The 14,398-nt window shown below is 60.1% G+C and carries 16 protein-coding genes and 2 pseudogenes; 6 read left to right on the top strand and 12 right to left on the bottom strand.

What is annotated here, in order from left to right; translation table 11 throughout:
• Positions 1 to 6: 6 nt before the first annotated feature.
• The 6 genes from ACP7B3_RS23015 to ACP7B3_RS22990 all read right to left on the bottom strand — a co-directional run bounded on the left by ACP7B3_RS23015 (position 7) and on the right by ACP7B3_RS22990 (position 4,298).
• Positions 7 to 771: an IclR family transcriptional regulator gene (locus ACP7B3_RS23015; RefSeq protein WP_145165755.1), complete on the bottom strand. Its 765-nt coding sequence runs from the start codon at positions 769 to 771 to the stop codon at positions 7 to 9.
• A gap of 106 nt (positions 772 to 877) precedes the next feature.
• Positions 878 to 1,267: a RidA family protein gene (locus ACP7B3_RS23010; protein ID WP_078742925.1), complete on the bottom strand. Its 390-nt coding sequence runs from the start codon at positions 1,265 to 1,267 to the stop codon at positions 878 to 880.
• A gap of 14 nt (positions 1,268 to 1,281) precedes the next feature.
• The gene (locus ACP7B3_RS23005) at positions 1,282 to 2,064 is read right to left on the bottom strand and encodes an amino acid ABC transporter ATP-binding protein (protein ID WP_119735365.1); all 783 of its coding nucleotides are present in this window, start codon (positions 2,062 to 2,064) and stop codon (positions 1,282 to 1,284) included.
• Positions 2,061 to 2,723 (bottom strand): amino acid ABC transporter permease, encoded by a 663-nt coding sequence (locus tag ACP7B3_RS23000; protein WP_122541442.1) that lies wholly within the window; start codon positions 2,721 to 2,723, stop codon positions 2,061 to 2,063. Before ACP7B3_RS23000 ends, ACP7B3_RS23005 begins: the two co-directional genes overlap by 4 nt.
• 11 nt (positions 2,724 to 2,734) lie before the next feature.
• On the bottom strand, positions 2,735 to 3,397 hold the full coding sequence (locus ACP7B3_RS22995; RefSeq protein ID WP_106580127.1) for an amino acid ABC transporter permease: 663 nt from the start codon (positions 3,395 to 3,397) through the stop codon (positions 2,735 to 2,737).
• Between the two features lie 52 nt (positions 3,398 to 3,449).
• Entirely contained in the window at positions 3,450 to 4,298 is an 849-nt protein-coding gene (locus ACP7B3_RS22990; protein ID WP_065929539.1) for a transporter substrate-binding domain-containing protein, read from the bottom strand.
• 571 nt (positions 4,299 to 4,869) lie between these two features.
• On the opposite strand from ACP7B3_RS22990, the gene ACP7B3_RS22985 reads away from it, so the two are divergent.
• Positions 4,870 to 5,118 carry a hypothetical protein gene (locus tag ACP7B3_RS22985; RefSeq protein ID WP_145165756.1) on the top strand — a complete coding sequence of 83 codons (249 nt, stop codon included), beginning with the start codon at positions 4,870 to 4,872 and terminating at the stop codon, positions 5,116 to 5,118.
• A gap of 96 nt (positions 5,119 to 5,214) precedes the next feature.
• On the top strand, positions 5,215 to 5,547 hold the full coding sequence (locus ACP7B3_RS22980) for a thioredoxin family protein (protein WP_145165757.1): 333 nt from the start codon (positions 5,215 to 5,217) through the stop codon (positions 5,545 to 5,547).
• Here the strand turns inward: ACP7B3_RS22980 and ACP7B3_RS22975 are convergent.
• Positions 5,528 to 7,093: a TerC family protein gene (locus tag ACP7B3_RS22975; protein WP_242197678.1), complete on the bottom strand. Its 1,566-nt coding sequence runs from the start codon at positions 7,091 to 7,093 to the stop codon at positions 5,528 to 5,530. The two genes, ACP7B3_RS22980 and ACP7B3_RS22975, sit on opposite strands and share 20 nt — an antisense overlap.
• A 649-nt stretch (positions 7,094 to 7,742) precedes the next feature.
• Here ACP7B3_RS22975 and ACP7B3_RS22970 point away from each other — a divergent pair.
• Positions 7,743 to 8,018, top strand: coding sequence for a DAK2 domain-containing protein (locus ACP7B3_RS22970; RefSeq protein WP_426181135.1), 276 nt, complete (start codon positions 7,743 to 7,745; stop codon positions 8,016 to 8,018).
• Positions 8,019 to 8,081: 63 nt separating this feature from the next.
• On the opposite strand, the gene sohB is transcribed toward ACP7B3_RS22970, so the two are convergent.
• Positions 8,082 to 9,107, bottom strand: a complete 1,026-nt coding sequence (gene sohB, locus ACP7B3_RS22965; RefSeq protein ID WP_145165759.1) for a protease SohB — start codon at positions 9,105 to 9,107, stop codon at positions 8,082 to 8,084.
• Positions 9,108 to 9,300: 193 nt separating this feature from the next.
• Here sohB and ACP7B3_RS22960 point away from each other — a divergent pair, with 193 nt between their 5' ends.
• Both ACP7B3_RS22960 and ACP7B3_RS22955 read left to right on the top strand, forming a co-directional pair.
• Positions 9,301 to 10,011 carry a histidine phosphatase family protein gene (locus tag ACP7B3_RS22960; RefSeq protein WP_426180987.1) on the top strand — a complete coding sequence of 237 codons (711 nt, stop codon included), beginning with the start codon at positions 9,301 to 9,303 and terminating at the stop codon, positions 10,009 to 10,011.
• Between the two features lie 56 nt (positions 10,012 to 10,067).
• Positions 10,068 to 10,382 carry an SCP2 sterol-binding domain-containing protein gene (locus ACP7B3_RS22955; RefSeq protein WP_016969749.1) on the top strand — a complete coding sequence of 105 codons (315 nt, stop codon included), beginning with the start codon at positions 10,068 to 10,070 and terminating at the stop codon, positions 10,380 to 10,382.
• 97 nt (positions 10,383 to 10,479) lie between these two features.
• Here the strand turns inward: ACP7B3_RS22955 and ACP7B3_RS22950 are convergent.
• The 3 genes and pseudogenes from ACP7B3_RS22950 to ACP7B3_RS22940 all read right to left on the bottom strand — a co-directional run.
• Positions 10,480 to 11,089 (bottom strand): annotated as a pseudogene (locus tag ACP7B3_RS22950) (hypothetical protein).
• A gap of 6 nt (positions 11,090 to 11,095) precedes the next feature.
• Positions 11,096 to 11,683, bottom strand: a complete 588-nt coding sequence (locus ACP7B3_RS22945) for an NUDIX domain-containing protein (protein WP_426180985.1) — start codon at positions 11,681 to 11,683, stop codon at positions 11,096 to 11,098.
• A gap of 96 nt (positions 11,684 to 11,779) precedes the next feature.
• Positions 11,780 to 11,961 (bottom strand): annotated as a pseudogene (locus ACP7B3_RS22940) (short-chain dehydrogenase); the annotation flags it as partial.
• 139 nt (positions 11,962 to 12,100) lie between these two features.
• On the opposite strand from ACP7B3_RS22940, the gene ACP7B3_RS22935 reads away from it, so the two are divergent.
• Positions 12,101 to 13,027, top strand: coding sequence for an alpha/beta hydrolase (locus ACP7B3_RS22935; protein ID WP_404487804.1), 927 nt, complete (start codon positions 12,101 to 12,103; stop codon positions 13,025 to 13,027).
• 192 nt (positions 13,028 to 13,219) lie between these two features.
• Here ACP7B3_RS22935 and ACP7B3_RS22930 read toward each other — a convergent pair whose 3' ends face one another.
• Entirely contained in the window at positions 13,220 to 14,380 is a 1,161-nt protein-coding gene (locus tag ACP7B3_RS22930) for an alpha-hydroxy acid oxidase (RefSeq protein WP_426180983.1), read from the bottom strand.
• Positions 14,381 to 14,398: the final 18 nt, after the last annotated feature.

Below are 14,398 nucleotides of genomic sequence, written 5' to 3'. Positions count from 1 at the left end.
ACACTCCTATTCGTTGATGCGTCGGGCCAGGTTGTTGGCGCTGTCGATCAACACCCGGCGATAGTCGTTGTAGTTTTTGATCGCATCGGCCCGTGGGGCAACGATGCACAAGGTCGCAATGCTGATGCCCTGCGCGTCCCGCACCGGGGCGGCGAAGCAATGGGTGAAGGTGTCGGCCACGCTGTCAAAGGAGAAGAACCCATCGAGCGTGGCCTGACGGATCTGCGCCAGGAACGTCTCCAGCGGAAGGCGCTGGCCGTCCGGCAGGATGAAATCGTCGCAGTCGATCAGGTCGATAATCTGCTGGTCGCTCAAGTGCCCCAGCAACAGGCGCCCGGAAGCAGTCCAGGGGATCGGTGCGTTTTCGCCGATGTCCGACGAGATGCGGAAATGCCGCTCGCCTTCGCGCATCAGCGCCACCGTGTATTTACGCCCGTTGAGCAGGCACATCTGCGCGGTTTCGTGGGTTTGGCTGACGATCTCCTGCAAGGCGTGATCGGCCTCGCGGGTCAGGTCGAAGTGGCGCAGGTGCGCCTGACCGAGGAAGTACAGTTGGCGACCAAGGTAGACGTGGCCGTCCTTGCCCACGGTTTCCAGGATGCGCCGCTCCAGCAACGAGGCGACCAATTCGTAGACGGTGGATTTGGGGCTGCCGATGCCGCTGGCAATATCATTCGGGCGCAGGGGCTGGCCGATCTCCTTGAGAAAATCGAGGATATCGAATGCACGGTCCAGTCCTTTGGCGCGGCGTTTGATGGTGTCTTCGGTCATGGCAGTTCGGTCCGGTCGAAATTCTAGGGTCTGGCAGAGATCCCTTGTGGGAGGGGGCTTGCCCTCTCCCACATTTGATCTTCAGTGGATGTCAAGAGAGGGGCATTTAGCCTTTTTTCTTGTAGGCCACGCAATCAATCTCAACCTTGCAGTCGACCATCATGTTGGCCTGCACACAGGCGCGCGCCGGGGCGTGTTCGGGGGTGAAGTATTCACCGAACACCTTGTTGAAACTCCAGAAGTCGCGCGGATCTTCCAGCCATACGCCAACGCGCACCACGTCTTTCAACTCGTAGCCGGCCTCTTCGAGAATCGCCACCACGTTGCGCATGGTCTGGCGGGTTTGCTCGACGATGCCGCCGTTGATGATTTCACCGTCCACCGCCGGCACCTGGCCCGAGACGTAGAGCCAGCCGTCCGCTTCCACTGCACGTGCGAAAGGACGCGGTTGGCCACCGCCGGCGGTGCTGCCGGTGCCGTAACGAGTAATGCTCATAAAGTTGCTCCTGATTAAAAACGAATGTTCTTCAAAAATTCCGCCAGGCGCGGCGATTGCGGGCGTTCGAAGATGTCCTTCGCACTGCCCTGCTCTTCAATGCGGCCCTGGTTCATGAATACGATCTTGTCCGACACTTCGTAGGCAAAGCGCATTTCGTGGGTGACCAGCAACATGGTCATGCCCTCCTCTGCCAAGCCCTTGATCACGCTGAGCACCTCGCCCACCAACTCCGGGTCAAGGGCCGAGGTGACCTCGTCGAACAGCATCAAGCTGGGGTTCATCGCAATCGCCCGGGCAATCGCCACGCGCTGTTGCTGGCCGCCGGACAACTGGCCCGGGAAGTGATTGCGCCGCTCCAGCAGGCCGACGCGGTCCAGCCATTTTTCGGCCAGGGCCACGGCTTCGTCCTTGCCCATCTTCTTGACCTTGAGCAGGCCGAGGGTGACGTTTTGCAACGCGGTGAGGTGCGGAAACAGGTTGAACTGCTGGAACGCCATGCCGGTCATCGCGCGGTGCTGGGCAATCACCCGCTCAGGGTGGCGCACACGCTTGCCGGCGATTTCGCTGTAGCCGATGGACTCGCCGTCCAGGGTGATCTGCCCGCCCTGGAATTCTTCCAGCAGGTTGACGCAGCGCAGCAGCGTGGTTTTGCCCGAGCCGCTGGAGCCGATCAACGTCACCACGTTGCCGCGCTGCATGGACAGGTCGACGCCCTTGAGCACTTCGACCTGGCCGTACTGTTTACGCAGGCCGCGAATGTTCAAAAGCGGTTGGTTGGTTTGAGGTTGGTTCATGGCAAGGCCACCCGCTTTTCAATGTAGCGCCCGAATAACTCGATGGCGTAGTTGATGACAAAGAACAGAAACCCGGCGAACAGGTAGAACTCCAGGGTCATGAAGGTGCGCGCGATCACTTGCTGGGTGCTCAGCAGCAGCTCGGCCACGCCGATCACCGAGAGCAAGGTCGAGGCCTTGACGATTTCCGTGGAGGAGTTGACCCAGGTCGGCAGGATCTGGCGCAACGCCTGAGGCAACAGCACGTAACCCAGCGACTGGTAGAACGTCAGGCCAATCGCCTTACCCGCTTCCAGTTGCCCACGGGGAATGGCTTGCAGCGCGCCGCGCACGATCTCCGACACGTGAGAGCCGCAGAACAGCGTCAGCCCGACGGCGCCGGCCTGGAACGCGCTGATCTGCCAACCGAGCGCCGGCAACATGTAGAAACATGCCAAGACCAGCACAAACACCGGCGTGCCACGGATCAGGTCGACATACAGACGAAACGGCGCGCGCATCCAGAATTTGCCGTAGGTCAGGATCAACCCGGCGACGATGCCGATCAGCGTGCCAAAGATAATGGCCAGCGCAGACACATACACGCTGGCCTGAAAGCCCGCCCACAGGGTATCCCGGGCGATCCACAACTCATGCAGCCAGCTGGGGGACTCGTACATGGAAACCCTCCTTAACGACGGATCGCCAGACGCTGTTCCAGGTAACGGAGCAGCATGGCGATGAGGTAACAGGCAGCCACGTAGAGCGCAGTCGTGACCATCCAGGTTTCAATCACCCGGTAGCTTTCGACGTTGATCTTGCGGGCGTAATAGGTCAGCTCGGGCACGGCAATCGCCGCCGCCAGCGAGGTGTCCTTGAACAGCGAAATGAAGTTGTTCGACAACGCCGGCAAGACGTTGCGCAGCATCACCGGCACGGTGATGTAGGCGCGGATACGCCACTCACCCAGGCCGATGGCCAAGCCGGCTTCGCGCAAACCCTTGGGAATATTCAGCAACCCGGCGCGGAACACTTCGGTGAGGTAGGCACCGGCGTACAACGACAGCGTAATGATGAAGGACGGAATTTTGTCGAGACGAATCCCCAGTGACGGCAGTGCAAAGTAGATCAACAGGATCAGCACCAGAATCGGCGTATTGCGGATCACCGTCACGTACACCGAGGCGATGATGCGCAACGCGCGGTGCCTGGACAGCATGGCGAATGCCATCATCAAGCCGATCACGCAGCCAATCGCGATCGACAGCAGTGCCAGCTCAAGGCCCAGGCCGAGCCCCGCCAGCAAGCTGGGGAAATCACGCCACACGGCGGCAAAGTTCAACTGATAGTTCATGGTCGGCAGTACCTGATTGGGGCGCCGTCAGCGACGCCCCAGGGTTTACGATTTACTTGAACTCAACCGGGAAACCGATCGCAGGCTCTGGCAAATCCACACCGAACCATTGCTTGAACGAGGCTTTGTAGGTCGGGAACTCGACGCCGGTCATGGCTTCATGCAGCGCGGTGTTGACGAAGTTCAGCCAGTCCTGGTCGCCACGCTTGACCGCGCACGCGTAGGTTTGCGGGCTCCAGGCGTAGGTCGGGCTGCGGTAGCGGCCTGGGTTCTGCACCATCAGGTACTTGACCGACGACTGGTCGGTGGCGGCGGCGTCGGCACGGCCGGAGTTCACGGCCTGGTACATCAGGTCGACGCTGTCGTACTGATCAACCTTGGCCTTGGGCAGCGCCTGGTGCACCAGCTCTTCGGCGTAGACGTTTTGCAGCACGGCCACGGTGACGCCGTCGCCGGCGGCTTGCAGGTCTTCGATTTCCTTGTACTTGCTGTTGTTCGGCAACAGCAGGCCCACGCCTTCGCGGTAGTACGGCAAGGTAAAGGCCACCTGCTGCGCACGGCTGGCGGTGACGGTAATGAACTGGCAACTCATGTCGACCTTATCGGTCAGCAGGTTGGGAATACGTGCGTCGGAAGACTGCACCACAAACTCGACCTTGCTCGGGTCGTTGAACAAGCCTTTGGCCACAATGCGGCCGATGTCGATATCAAAACCCTGCAACTTGCCATCCGCTCCCTGGAAGTGCCACGGCGCATTGGTACTGCCTGTACCCACGATGAGATGCCCACGCTTGAGCACATCATCGAGCTTGCTGTCCGCCGCGTGCACTACGCTTGCGAGGGAAGCCGATGCGGCGAAGAGAAAAACACACGCTTTAAACACGGAAGGTCGGTGATGCATGACAAGCACTCCAGGAGTTGTGTATTCCGCTATACCGGAACTTAGTATGTAACAACGGAATAGACAGCAGAAAGTGTGCCACACGCGGCCGCAGAAAAACATGAAGGGGACAAAGTTGTTTTAAATCAATTGGATAAATATTGAGCTGCGGTAAGGCGCTGTGCCAGCAGCCGTGGATGTGTTGCTACGCAAGGCCACACGTGGCGGTGACAGTTTGGATGCCGTGCACCACGGTAGCGTTACCGTGCACCGTGGCGGTGCTGAGCGAGCGGGCTTCTTGTGGCGAGCGGGCTTGCCCCGCGTTGGGCTGCGAAGCGGCCCCAAAACCTGGCGACGCGGGTTTTCAGGTACAGCGCGGCGGCTGGATTGGGAGCGCTTCGCACTCCAACGCGGGGCAAGCCCGCTCGCCACAAGAAGCCCGCTCGCCACAGGAAGCTCGCTCACTATGAGAAGACCGCTCACTACAGCTAGCCGGTTTGCCGCAACTCACCAGGGTTTCTTGGCGAGGCTCTGGTTGTTTTTTTGTGCTGGGCTAGGCTGGTGGGATGTCTGTGTGCGGGAGCGTGGCGTGATGAAGGTAAGCCTTTTGGTGGTGTTGCTGGGCTGTCTGGTGGCCGGTACGGCTTCGGCCAGTAATGATCGCCGTGAATGCAAAGAAGAACTGCAGAAGCTCAAGGAAGCCTTCAGCACCGATTACACCAGCCAGAACCACCATGGCTATCGTCGGGCGAAGGCGTCCAGGGACAATGAGGAATACAAGAAATGCGCGAGCCAGGCGCGCAAGGCACGTGAACGAACGGAACGTGCCGACGATGCATGAGCCTGTCTACCTGTGAAGGTTGACAGTAGACGGTGGTGATCTCGCGATCTAGCGTATCCGGCAGGCCCCATCGGCCAGGTGCACAAGGAGATCATCATGGGTGCTGCCAATGCGGTGATTGATACCCTCAGCGATTACCAGCAGGTTCTGAATCAGCACCCGCTGGTGATCGTGCTGTTTACTTCCCAGTCTTGCCAGGCGTGCCTGGGAGTTCACCCACGCTTTAATAGCATCGCCGAAAAATACGCCGGCCGAGTGAAGAGCATGATCCTGGACACCGCCCGGACGCCGAGAATCGACGGCGTAGACGGCACGCCTACCCTGGTGGTCTACAAAAATGCCCTTGAGGTCGAAAACCTCAAGGGCATTGGCGCGCCGGAAGAACAGGAAGCACTTCTGGATCAGGTGTTCAAAGACTACGCGCCCTAGGCACCAGCAGCACCTGCGTCACCCGCCGCTCCTCCACCGCCGCCACTGTCAGGTGCCAGCCTTCGTGCTCCAGGCTGTCGCCCACTCGCGGCAAGCGGTCCAGCAGGCTCATCACCAAACCTGCGAGCGTCTGGTAATCGTCGGTGGCCACGGCCTTGAAGCCGGTGCGCTGGCGAACCTGGTTAAGGGTCAAGGCACCATTGGCGCGAAAGCCTGCGCCCTCCTCGACGATATCCGGCCCTTCGATTTCGCTGGCATCCGGCAATTCACCGGCGATGGATTCAAGAATGTCGGTCATGCTCAACACGCCCATGAAATCGCCGAATTCGTTGATCACAAACGCGATATGGGTGGATGCCTGGCGCATCTGCTCCAGGGCGTTGAGGATCGAAAAGCTCTCCAGCAGGTTGACCGCGCGGCGTGCCAGGTGCTCCAGGTTCGGCTCGTGGCCGGCCAGGTATTCCTTGAGCAACTCCTTCTTGTGCACAAAGCCCAATGGCTCATCGACAGCACCGTTGCGGATCAACGGCAGCCGGGAGTAGGACGAATGCATCAATTTACGGCGGATAGTGTCGGCATCGTCCGCTAGATCGATACAGTCGACCTTGGCCCGCGGCGTCATCAAGCTGCGGATCGGGCGCTCGGCCAACTGCAACACGCCACTGATCATCACGCGCTCGCGTCGATCAAACAGCGGGCCCTGGGTCGCATCCGGCTCGCCCATCAAGTCGGCAACGTCGTCATCCATGCCCTCCACCGCCAGACTGCGGCCCCCCAGTAAACGCATCACCGCATGCGCAGTGCGCTGGCGCACCGGCAATGTGCCCTGTACCGACTTTTTGCGACGGGCGCGGGCAAGCTGGTTGAACAGCTCCACCACAATCGAGAAGCCCATCGCCGCGTACAAATAACCCTTGGGCACATGGAAGCCCAGGCCTTCGGCAGTCAGCACCAGGCCGATCATCATCAGGAAACTCAGGCACAGCATGATCACCGTCGGGTGCGCATTGACGAAGCGCGTCAGCGGCTTGCTCGCGACAATCATCAGGCCGATGGACACGATCACTGCGATCATCATCACCGCCAGCTCGTCGACCATGCCCACGGCAGTCACCACCGCGTCGAGGGAGAACACCGCGTCAAGCACCACAATCTGCGCGACGATCGGCCAGAACATCGCATAGGTGGCATTGCCCGCACGCTGGGCCACATGACCTTCGAGGCGCTCGTGCAATTCCATGGTGGCCTTGAACAACAGGAACACACCGCCAAACAGCATGATCAGGTCACGGCCGGAAAACCCCTTGCCGAAAACCTCGAACAGCGGCTGAGTAAGGGTCACCATCCAGGAAATACTCGCCAGCAAGCCCAGGCGCATCAGCAGCGCCAGTGACAAACCGATCAACCGCGCCCGGTCGCGCTGCTCCGGCGGCAGCTTGTCCGCCAGGATCGCGATAAACACCAGGTTGTCGATGCCCAGCACCAGTTCCAGCACAATCAAGGTCAACAGGCCGAGCCAGGCCGTTGGATCCGCTAACCATTCCATTTATAGAGTCTCGTTATAGATTTCTGAATGCCGGACACGGCAAGGCGCGGTCAGTGGACCGGGGCAAGGGTAGCAATCGGAATACGGGGTGCTTCAGCGGGAACAGCAGCAGCGGATGTCTTGGGGAAAGACGACTGGGAGGCTCCGAGAGGGTGTTCATGCAAGTCCTGCAGTGGAAAAAGGACTTGAATCGTACAATCGAAACCTAAATTTCCTACAACGCAAAACTATTACAAAATCTGTAACCCCAACACACACTTCGAAATAGGCCACTCTAGAGCAGCGCTACCAGTGGAGCAGGACTAACGGTGGACAGAGCCACCTATGGGCCAAATCTACCCGTGGAGCAAGGCCACCTGTAAAGCAGAGCTACCTGTGAAGAAGAGCTATATGCAAAGCAGAGCTATCTATGGTGCAGGGCCACCTGTGGCGAGCGGGCTTGCCCCGCGTTGGGCTGCGCAGCAGCCCCAAAACCTGCTGACCAAATTCTCCTGATACTCCGAATCGCCTCAACTGGGGCTGCTTCGCACCCCAACGCGGGGCAAGCCCGCTCGCCACAGTAATCCCGCGCCCACACCTCGCTCAGCGTTTACGCGTCGCATCATCCAGCGCCAAAATCGTATGCGCAATCCACAAAGTCCCGGAATCCATCGCCCCCGACGAAGCCATCCTCATCGAACCGCTGGCCTGTTCGCTGCACGCCGCCGAGCGTGCGCATGCCGGCGGCGCATCCTTCAACGATGCGCTGCAAGCCATGAAAACCGCTGCCGCGCAAAGGCGTGATTCGACCAAGGACTTAGTCGCGAAAATCGGCCCCGCGAGTCGGCTGGGTGAGCACTCGTTGTGCGTGCTCGACGCAGGCGCGGTGTCGGACTGCCTGATCCTGACGCGGTTGGCTGATTCGGTTCAACCGCGCTGGGTGTAGCGCCCCGGATGGCCCTTTCGCGAGCAAGCCCGCTCCCACAAGGGCCTGACCTGCAGTCTGGAATTACCAGAACCGCTGCTGGGTCAAGCGGCTCCACCAGGTCAGCAGCACTCGGTCCACCGAACCGCTGGCCGCCAGGCCGACCCGCTCTTGCAGGCTTTTGCGCTCGGCATAGTGCAGGTGGAACACCTCGGCGGTCTTGGCCTTGGTGGCCAGGTATTCGTCGCTGGTTTGCAGTTCGTCGACCAGTTGCTTGTCGAGGGCTGCAACACCCAGCCACACTTCCCCGGTCGCGACATCATCGATTGCCAGCTGAGGGCGATAGCGCGACACGAAGTTCTTGAACAACTGATGGGTGATGTCCAGGTCTTCCTGGAATTTCTCGCGGCCCTTCTCGGTGTTTTCGCCAAACACGGTAAGGGTGCGCTTGTATTCACCGGCCGTCAGCACTTCGAAATCGATGTCATGTTTTTTCAGCAGGCGGTTGACGTTGGGCAACTGCGCTACCACGCCGATCGAACCGAGGATGGCGAACGGTGCGCTGATGATCTTCTCGCCGATGCACGCCATCATGTAACCGCCGCTGGCCGCGACCTTGTCGATGCACACGGTCAATGGCACGCCCGCCTGGCGAATACGCGCCAGTTGGGATGAGGCCAGGCCGTAGCTGTGCACCATGCCGCCGCCGCTTTCCAGGCGCAGCACCACTTCGTCTTTCGGCGTGGCCAGGCTCAGCAGTGCGGTGATTTCATGGCGCAGGCTCTCGGTGGCCGAGGCCTTGATGTCGCCGTCGAAATCCAGCACAAACACCCGGGGCTTGGCCTCGGGTTTCTTCTTGCCTTTCTTCTTTTCGGTTTTGCTTTCGGCTTTGCGCAGGGCCTTGAGCTGGTCCTTGTCGAGCAGGCTCGACTCCAGGCGCTCACGCAGGCCCTTGTAGAAATCATTGAGCTTGCTGACCTGCAATTGGCCGGCGGACTTGCGACGGCCTTTGCTGCGCAGCGCCGCGAAACTGATCAGTACCACCACAATAGCGACCACCAGGGTGACGGTCTTCGCCAGAAAGCTCGCGTATTCGGCCAGAAAATCCATATGTCTCCTTAAAAATGCACTGCGCCAGGCGCGGATGGGCCCAGCATACCGACGGCACCGCGTTCGAGCCAGTGATCAAACCGCCAGCAAGCGGGCTCTAACGGGCTTTTAAAACAAGCGTATGTTTTTTCATTGACAGCTCTCCGGCATCCTCATAACCTCGCCAGACTTTCAACGTACCGGGAAAACGGACGTGGGCAGCATTTATCTGATTCGACATGGCCAGGCCTCTTTCGGTGCAGACGACTATGACGTCCTGTCGCCCGTCGGCGTGGAACAAGCGCAAGTGCTCGGTCGCCACCTGGCAGACCTGGGCCTCACGTTCGAGCGCTGTATATCGGGCGACCTGCGCCGCCAGCAGCACACCGCCACGTCCGTGTTCGATCAATATGCAGCCCGTGGCCTGCCCGTACCTTCGCTGGACATCGACAGCGCCTTCAACGAATTCGACGCCGAGGCGATCATCCGCGCCCTGCTCCCCGACCTGCTGACCACCGAACCCGAAGCCCTGGAGATCCTGCGCAATGCGGCGCACAACCGCAGCGAATTCCAGCGCATCTTCGCGTTGATCATCGAGCGTTGGCTGACTGGCACTTATGACCCACCGGGGCTGGAAAGCTGGCTGGGGTTTGTCGAACGCGTACAAGGCGGCCTGCAACGGATTCTCGAAACCGCCCGGAACACGGACAAGATCGCCGTGTTCACCTCCGGCGGCACGATCACCGCCCTGCTTCACTTGATTACCCGAATGCCTGCCGCCCAGGCGTTCGAACTCAATTGGCAAATTGTTAACACCTCGCTCAACCAGCTGAAATTCCGTGGACGCGAGGTGGCGCTGGCTTCCTTCAACAGTCATACCCACTTGCAACTGTTGAAGGCGCCGCAGCTCATCACTTTCCGATGAACTGCGGCCAACTGTGACCCCAAGGTCACTGGACTCTACCCTTAAGGATCGAAACCATGACTGACGTAGCCAAAGCTGTAGAAGCAATGAAAGCCAAATTCAACCCAGCCGCTGCCGACGGCCTGGACCTGGTGTTCGGTTTCCGTATCGACGACACCCAGAACTTCTCGCTGGTGGTCAAGAACAACACCTGCGAACTGCTCGAAGGCGAAAACCCTGACGCCCAGGTCACGCTGGTCACCGACGGCGAAACCATGGAAGGCATCGTCAGCGGCGACACCGACGGCATGCAGGCCTTCATGAGCGGCAAACTGCGCACCGAAGGCGACATGATGCTGGCAATGAAGCTGAGCGAGCTGTTCCCGGCCTGATCACGCTGATTGTGTAGCGCGCTTTACCCCGACAAATCCCGCCACATGGCGGGATTTGTTGTTTGCGCGAGCGGACAACGGCCATACCCGCACCTCATCAGCCACAATTGCCCTTGATAGCCTCGCCCGCAAACGCCCGCCGAACAAACCCTGTCGAATCACCCAAAGACCCATTCACCGTCCCGGAGTGATCGAGCTCTGGATACAAATGCCATTCCACCCGATCCCCTGCCTGGCAGGCGTCCCGGACCAAGGCTTTTTGCCCCGGTACAAACACATCTCGGTCTTTACCGCCGGTGCCGAGAAAGACCGGAATATCGGTTTTCAACGTGGGATAAGCCGATTCACGCCCCAGCCGATCCAACGCCGCCTTGGGCGAACGCTTGAAGCTGTTATTGAAGGTCAAAACTGCCGACCGTGCCGTGAGCCCACGCCATCAGCGGCCAGCCACCCGCTGGTGCTGCGCCCTTGGGCACGAACAGCGCACCGGAAACCGCGACAGGCGTGAGGTTGTCGAGCCCATCGGTGGAGGAATACAGAATCCGCAGGTTCAGCCCGGCCGACGCCAGACTCTGCTGCGGCGTCAATGCTTCACTGCGCAGCAGTTTGCCGGGCATTGGCGGCACAGGGTCAGCCCAGGTGTAGAACGCGTCAGCGGCGCTGCTACTGCCAGCCGCCAGTACCCATAGCAACGCCCACGCGCGCATCACGCATCACCACCCTTCTTTCAACATGCGCAATTCCAGGTGCTGCAACAGCATGATGGTTTTGCCATCGACAATCTCACCGCTCTGCACCATCGCCAGCGCCTGTTCAAAGCTCAGCTCCAGTACTTCGATGTCTTCACCCTCGTCGATCAGCCCGCCACCATCGCCAACGCGGTCCGCCGCCTGGTACTCGCCGATAAAGAAGTGAATGCGCTCGGTCACCGAACCGGGGCTCATGAACGCCGCGTAGATTTTCTCTACGGGGCCGACGCGGTAGCCGGTCTCTTCTTCGGCTTCGAGGCGAATGCGCTCTTCGGGGGTGGCGTTGTCCAACAGGCCGGCGGCCGCTTCGATCAAGTAGCCGGGGTAATCGTTGACGAACGTGGGCATGCGGAACTGGCGGATCAGCAGCACGGTGCGCTGTGCGCGGTTGTACAGCAGAATCGTTGCGCCGTTGCCGCGGTCGTACACCTCACGGCTCTGGGCTTGCCAACTGCCATCCTGGCGGCGCAGGTCGAAGGTGTATTTTTTCAGAAGATACCAATTGTCCGACAGGGTTTCTTCGGCGGTGATGCGAACGGGGCTATTGTCCATGGCCTGGCCTCTGCTCAAAGGAGCGCGAGCATGTCGCGGCGCCAATGTCAGCGTCAAGCGAAACGCTTGTGCAGACAGGCGCGCGGCGTATCGGGTTCAGGAAGCAGTCACGGCCTGAGCCAGCGGCTGCTTGATGCGCGGCCACGCGGCCGCAACCTCTTCAGCGCTGGCGGCCTGGATCCGTGCCAGATCGCGCGGGTAATCCACCCCGGGGTTCTCAGTGAACCGCGTCGCCGTGAATTGCCATTGCTGGCCCGCAGGATGTATCCCGTGTCCTGATCACCCAAACAACCCAGGCACGCGTCGTTCAATGCTGTAACACTTTGCAAGCAATCCCCATTCACGGCTGTCGAATTAATTCCTGCCCCTTAAAGCCATCTGGTAAAACCCGAGCTTCGCTTTTGTCCTGGAACCTTCATGTCATCTCGTTTTCTGTCTCGCCTGGGCCTGCGCTGGTTTCCCCTGCTGTGCATGGCCATCCTGATCATCGGCCTGCCGGTAGGCTGCGCGGTGCTTCAACACAAGGAACGCGAGCTGGTGTTTCGCATTGAACCGGGTACCGCCGGCTGGTACACCGGCTTGCCCAAGGCCGTGCAGGAATTCGATATAAAACCCGCCAGTTTCAAATCAGGCCAGAACCTGCACGGCTGGTGGTACCCGGCCGACAAGCAGGATGCTCCGGCGATTCTGTACCTGCACGGCGTGCGCTGGAACCTCACCGGCCAGCTGTTTCGCATTGAACAACTGCACGCACTGGGCTTTTCGGTGCTGGCCATCGACTACCGCGGTTTCGGCCAGAGTCACGGTGACCTGCCTTCGGAAACCAGTGTGTATGAAGACGCGCGCATCGCCTGGGAGCGCTTTCAGGTGCTGCAGCCAGACCCGAGCAAACGTCTGATCTACGGGCACTCGCTGGGTGGTGCGGTGGCCATCGACCTGGCAGCGCAGTTGAGTCAACAGACACCGGTGCCCGTGCGCGGCCTGGTGATCGAATCCACGTTCACCTCGCTGGGGGACGCGGCCGCGGCCGTGGCCAACACCTCACTGCCGGTGCGCTGGTTGCTGTCGCAGAAGTTCGACTCCATCGACAAGATTGCCGGCGTGCACATGCCGCTGCTGGTGGTGCACGGCCTGGCCGACCCCTACGTGCCACCGCGTTTCAGCCAACAACTGTTCGACGCCGCCCGGGAGCCCAAGCGGTTGCTGCTGGTGCCTGGCGCCACGCATAACAACAGCATGAGCCTGGCCGGGCGCAATTATGGGCAAGCGCTGGAAAAACTCATGCAAGCGCAGATGCCCGCACAGGTGGTGACGCACTCCACAGGTCGCAACGGCGACTCTTGAAAGTACTTTTCGGCACTGGGTTCACGCTTGGCTGTCAAGCGTAAACCCTGCCCATACTGGCCCGCGCCGCAAGTTGATCAAATATTAACCGAGGGTTAAATCGCCAACCCTGCCGGGCCTTCGCAAAGTTATCCACAGAGATACCCACGGTTTTCGTGGACAACTCTTTTTACTTTTTTACGATCTTTTTGCTCAGCAAACCCCTTCGGGAAAGGTGCCTGGCAGCAAAATATCGCGATTCACATCGCGTATATCGTTATAGCCGCACAGCGCCATCGACACATCCAACTCACGGGCAATGATGTCAAGGGCCTTGGTCACGCCCGCTTGGCCCATGGCGCCCAAACCGTACAAGTGCGGTCGACCGATCATGGTGCCTTTGGCGCCCAGTGCCATCGCCTTGAGCACGTCCTGGCCGGAGCGAATGCCGCCGTCGAGCCACACTTCAATCTGCTTGCCCACCGCCTCGACAATTGCCGGCAGCTGGCTGATGCTCGACGGTGCACCATCCAGCTGGCGGCCACCGTGGTTACTCACCACCAAGGCATCGGCGCCGGAATTAGCCGCCAGCCGCGCATCCTCCACATCGAGAATGCCCTTGATAATCAGCTTGCCGCCCCAGCATTTTTTGATCCATTCCACGTCGTCCCAGCTCAGGCGCGGGTCGAACTGCTGGGCGGTCCACGACGACAGCGAACTCATGTCCGCCACGCCTTTGACGTGGCCGACGATATTGCCGAAACCACGGCGTTTGGTGCCCAGCATGCCCATCACCCAGCGCGGCTTGGTTGCCATGTTGAGGATATTCGGCAGGGTCAGTTTTGGCGGCGCCGACAAGCCGTTGATCAAGTCCTTGTGGCGTTGCCCGAGGATCTGCAGATCGAGGGTCAGTACCAGCGCATCCACACCCGCCGCTTTGGCGCGCTCGATCAATTGCTCGACAAACCCGCGATCGCGCATCACATACAACTGGAACCAGAATGGCTGGCCGACCTGTGCGGCGATGTCCTCAAGTGAGCAGATGCTCATGGTCGACAGCGTGTAGCGCAGGCCAAAAGCCGCGGCGGCGCGGGCGGTCAGGATCTCGCCATCGGCATGCTGCATGCCCGCAAGCCCCGTGGGCGCCAGCGCGACCGGCATGGCCATGTCCTGGCCGATCATGCTGGCGCGAATCGAACGTTCATCAATGTTGCGCGCCACGCGCTGACGAAATTTGATGCGGGCAAAATCGCTTTCATTCGCCCGATAGGTGCTTTCAGTCCAGGAACCGGAATCGGCGTAGTCGTAGAACATTCGTGGGACACGTTTTTGCGCCAGCTTGCGTAAGTCTTCGATGGTTGTGATCAACGACATCTAGGTCACCTCTCCCTG

It is taken from the genome of Pseudomonas sp. TWRC1-2 (assembly GCF_049896685.1).
Classification (GTDB): domain Bacteria; phylum Pseudomonadota; class Gammaproteobacteria; order Pseudomonadales; family Pseudomonadaceae; genus Aquipseudomonas.
This window is presented reverse-complemented; position numbering and strand designations above follow the sequence as displayed.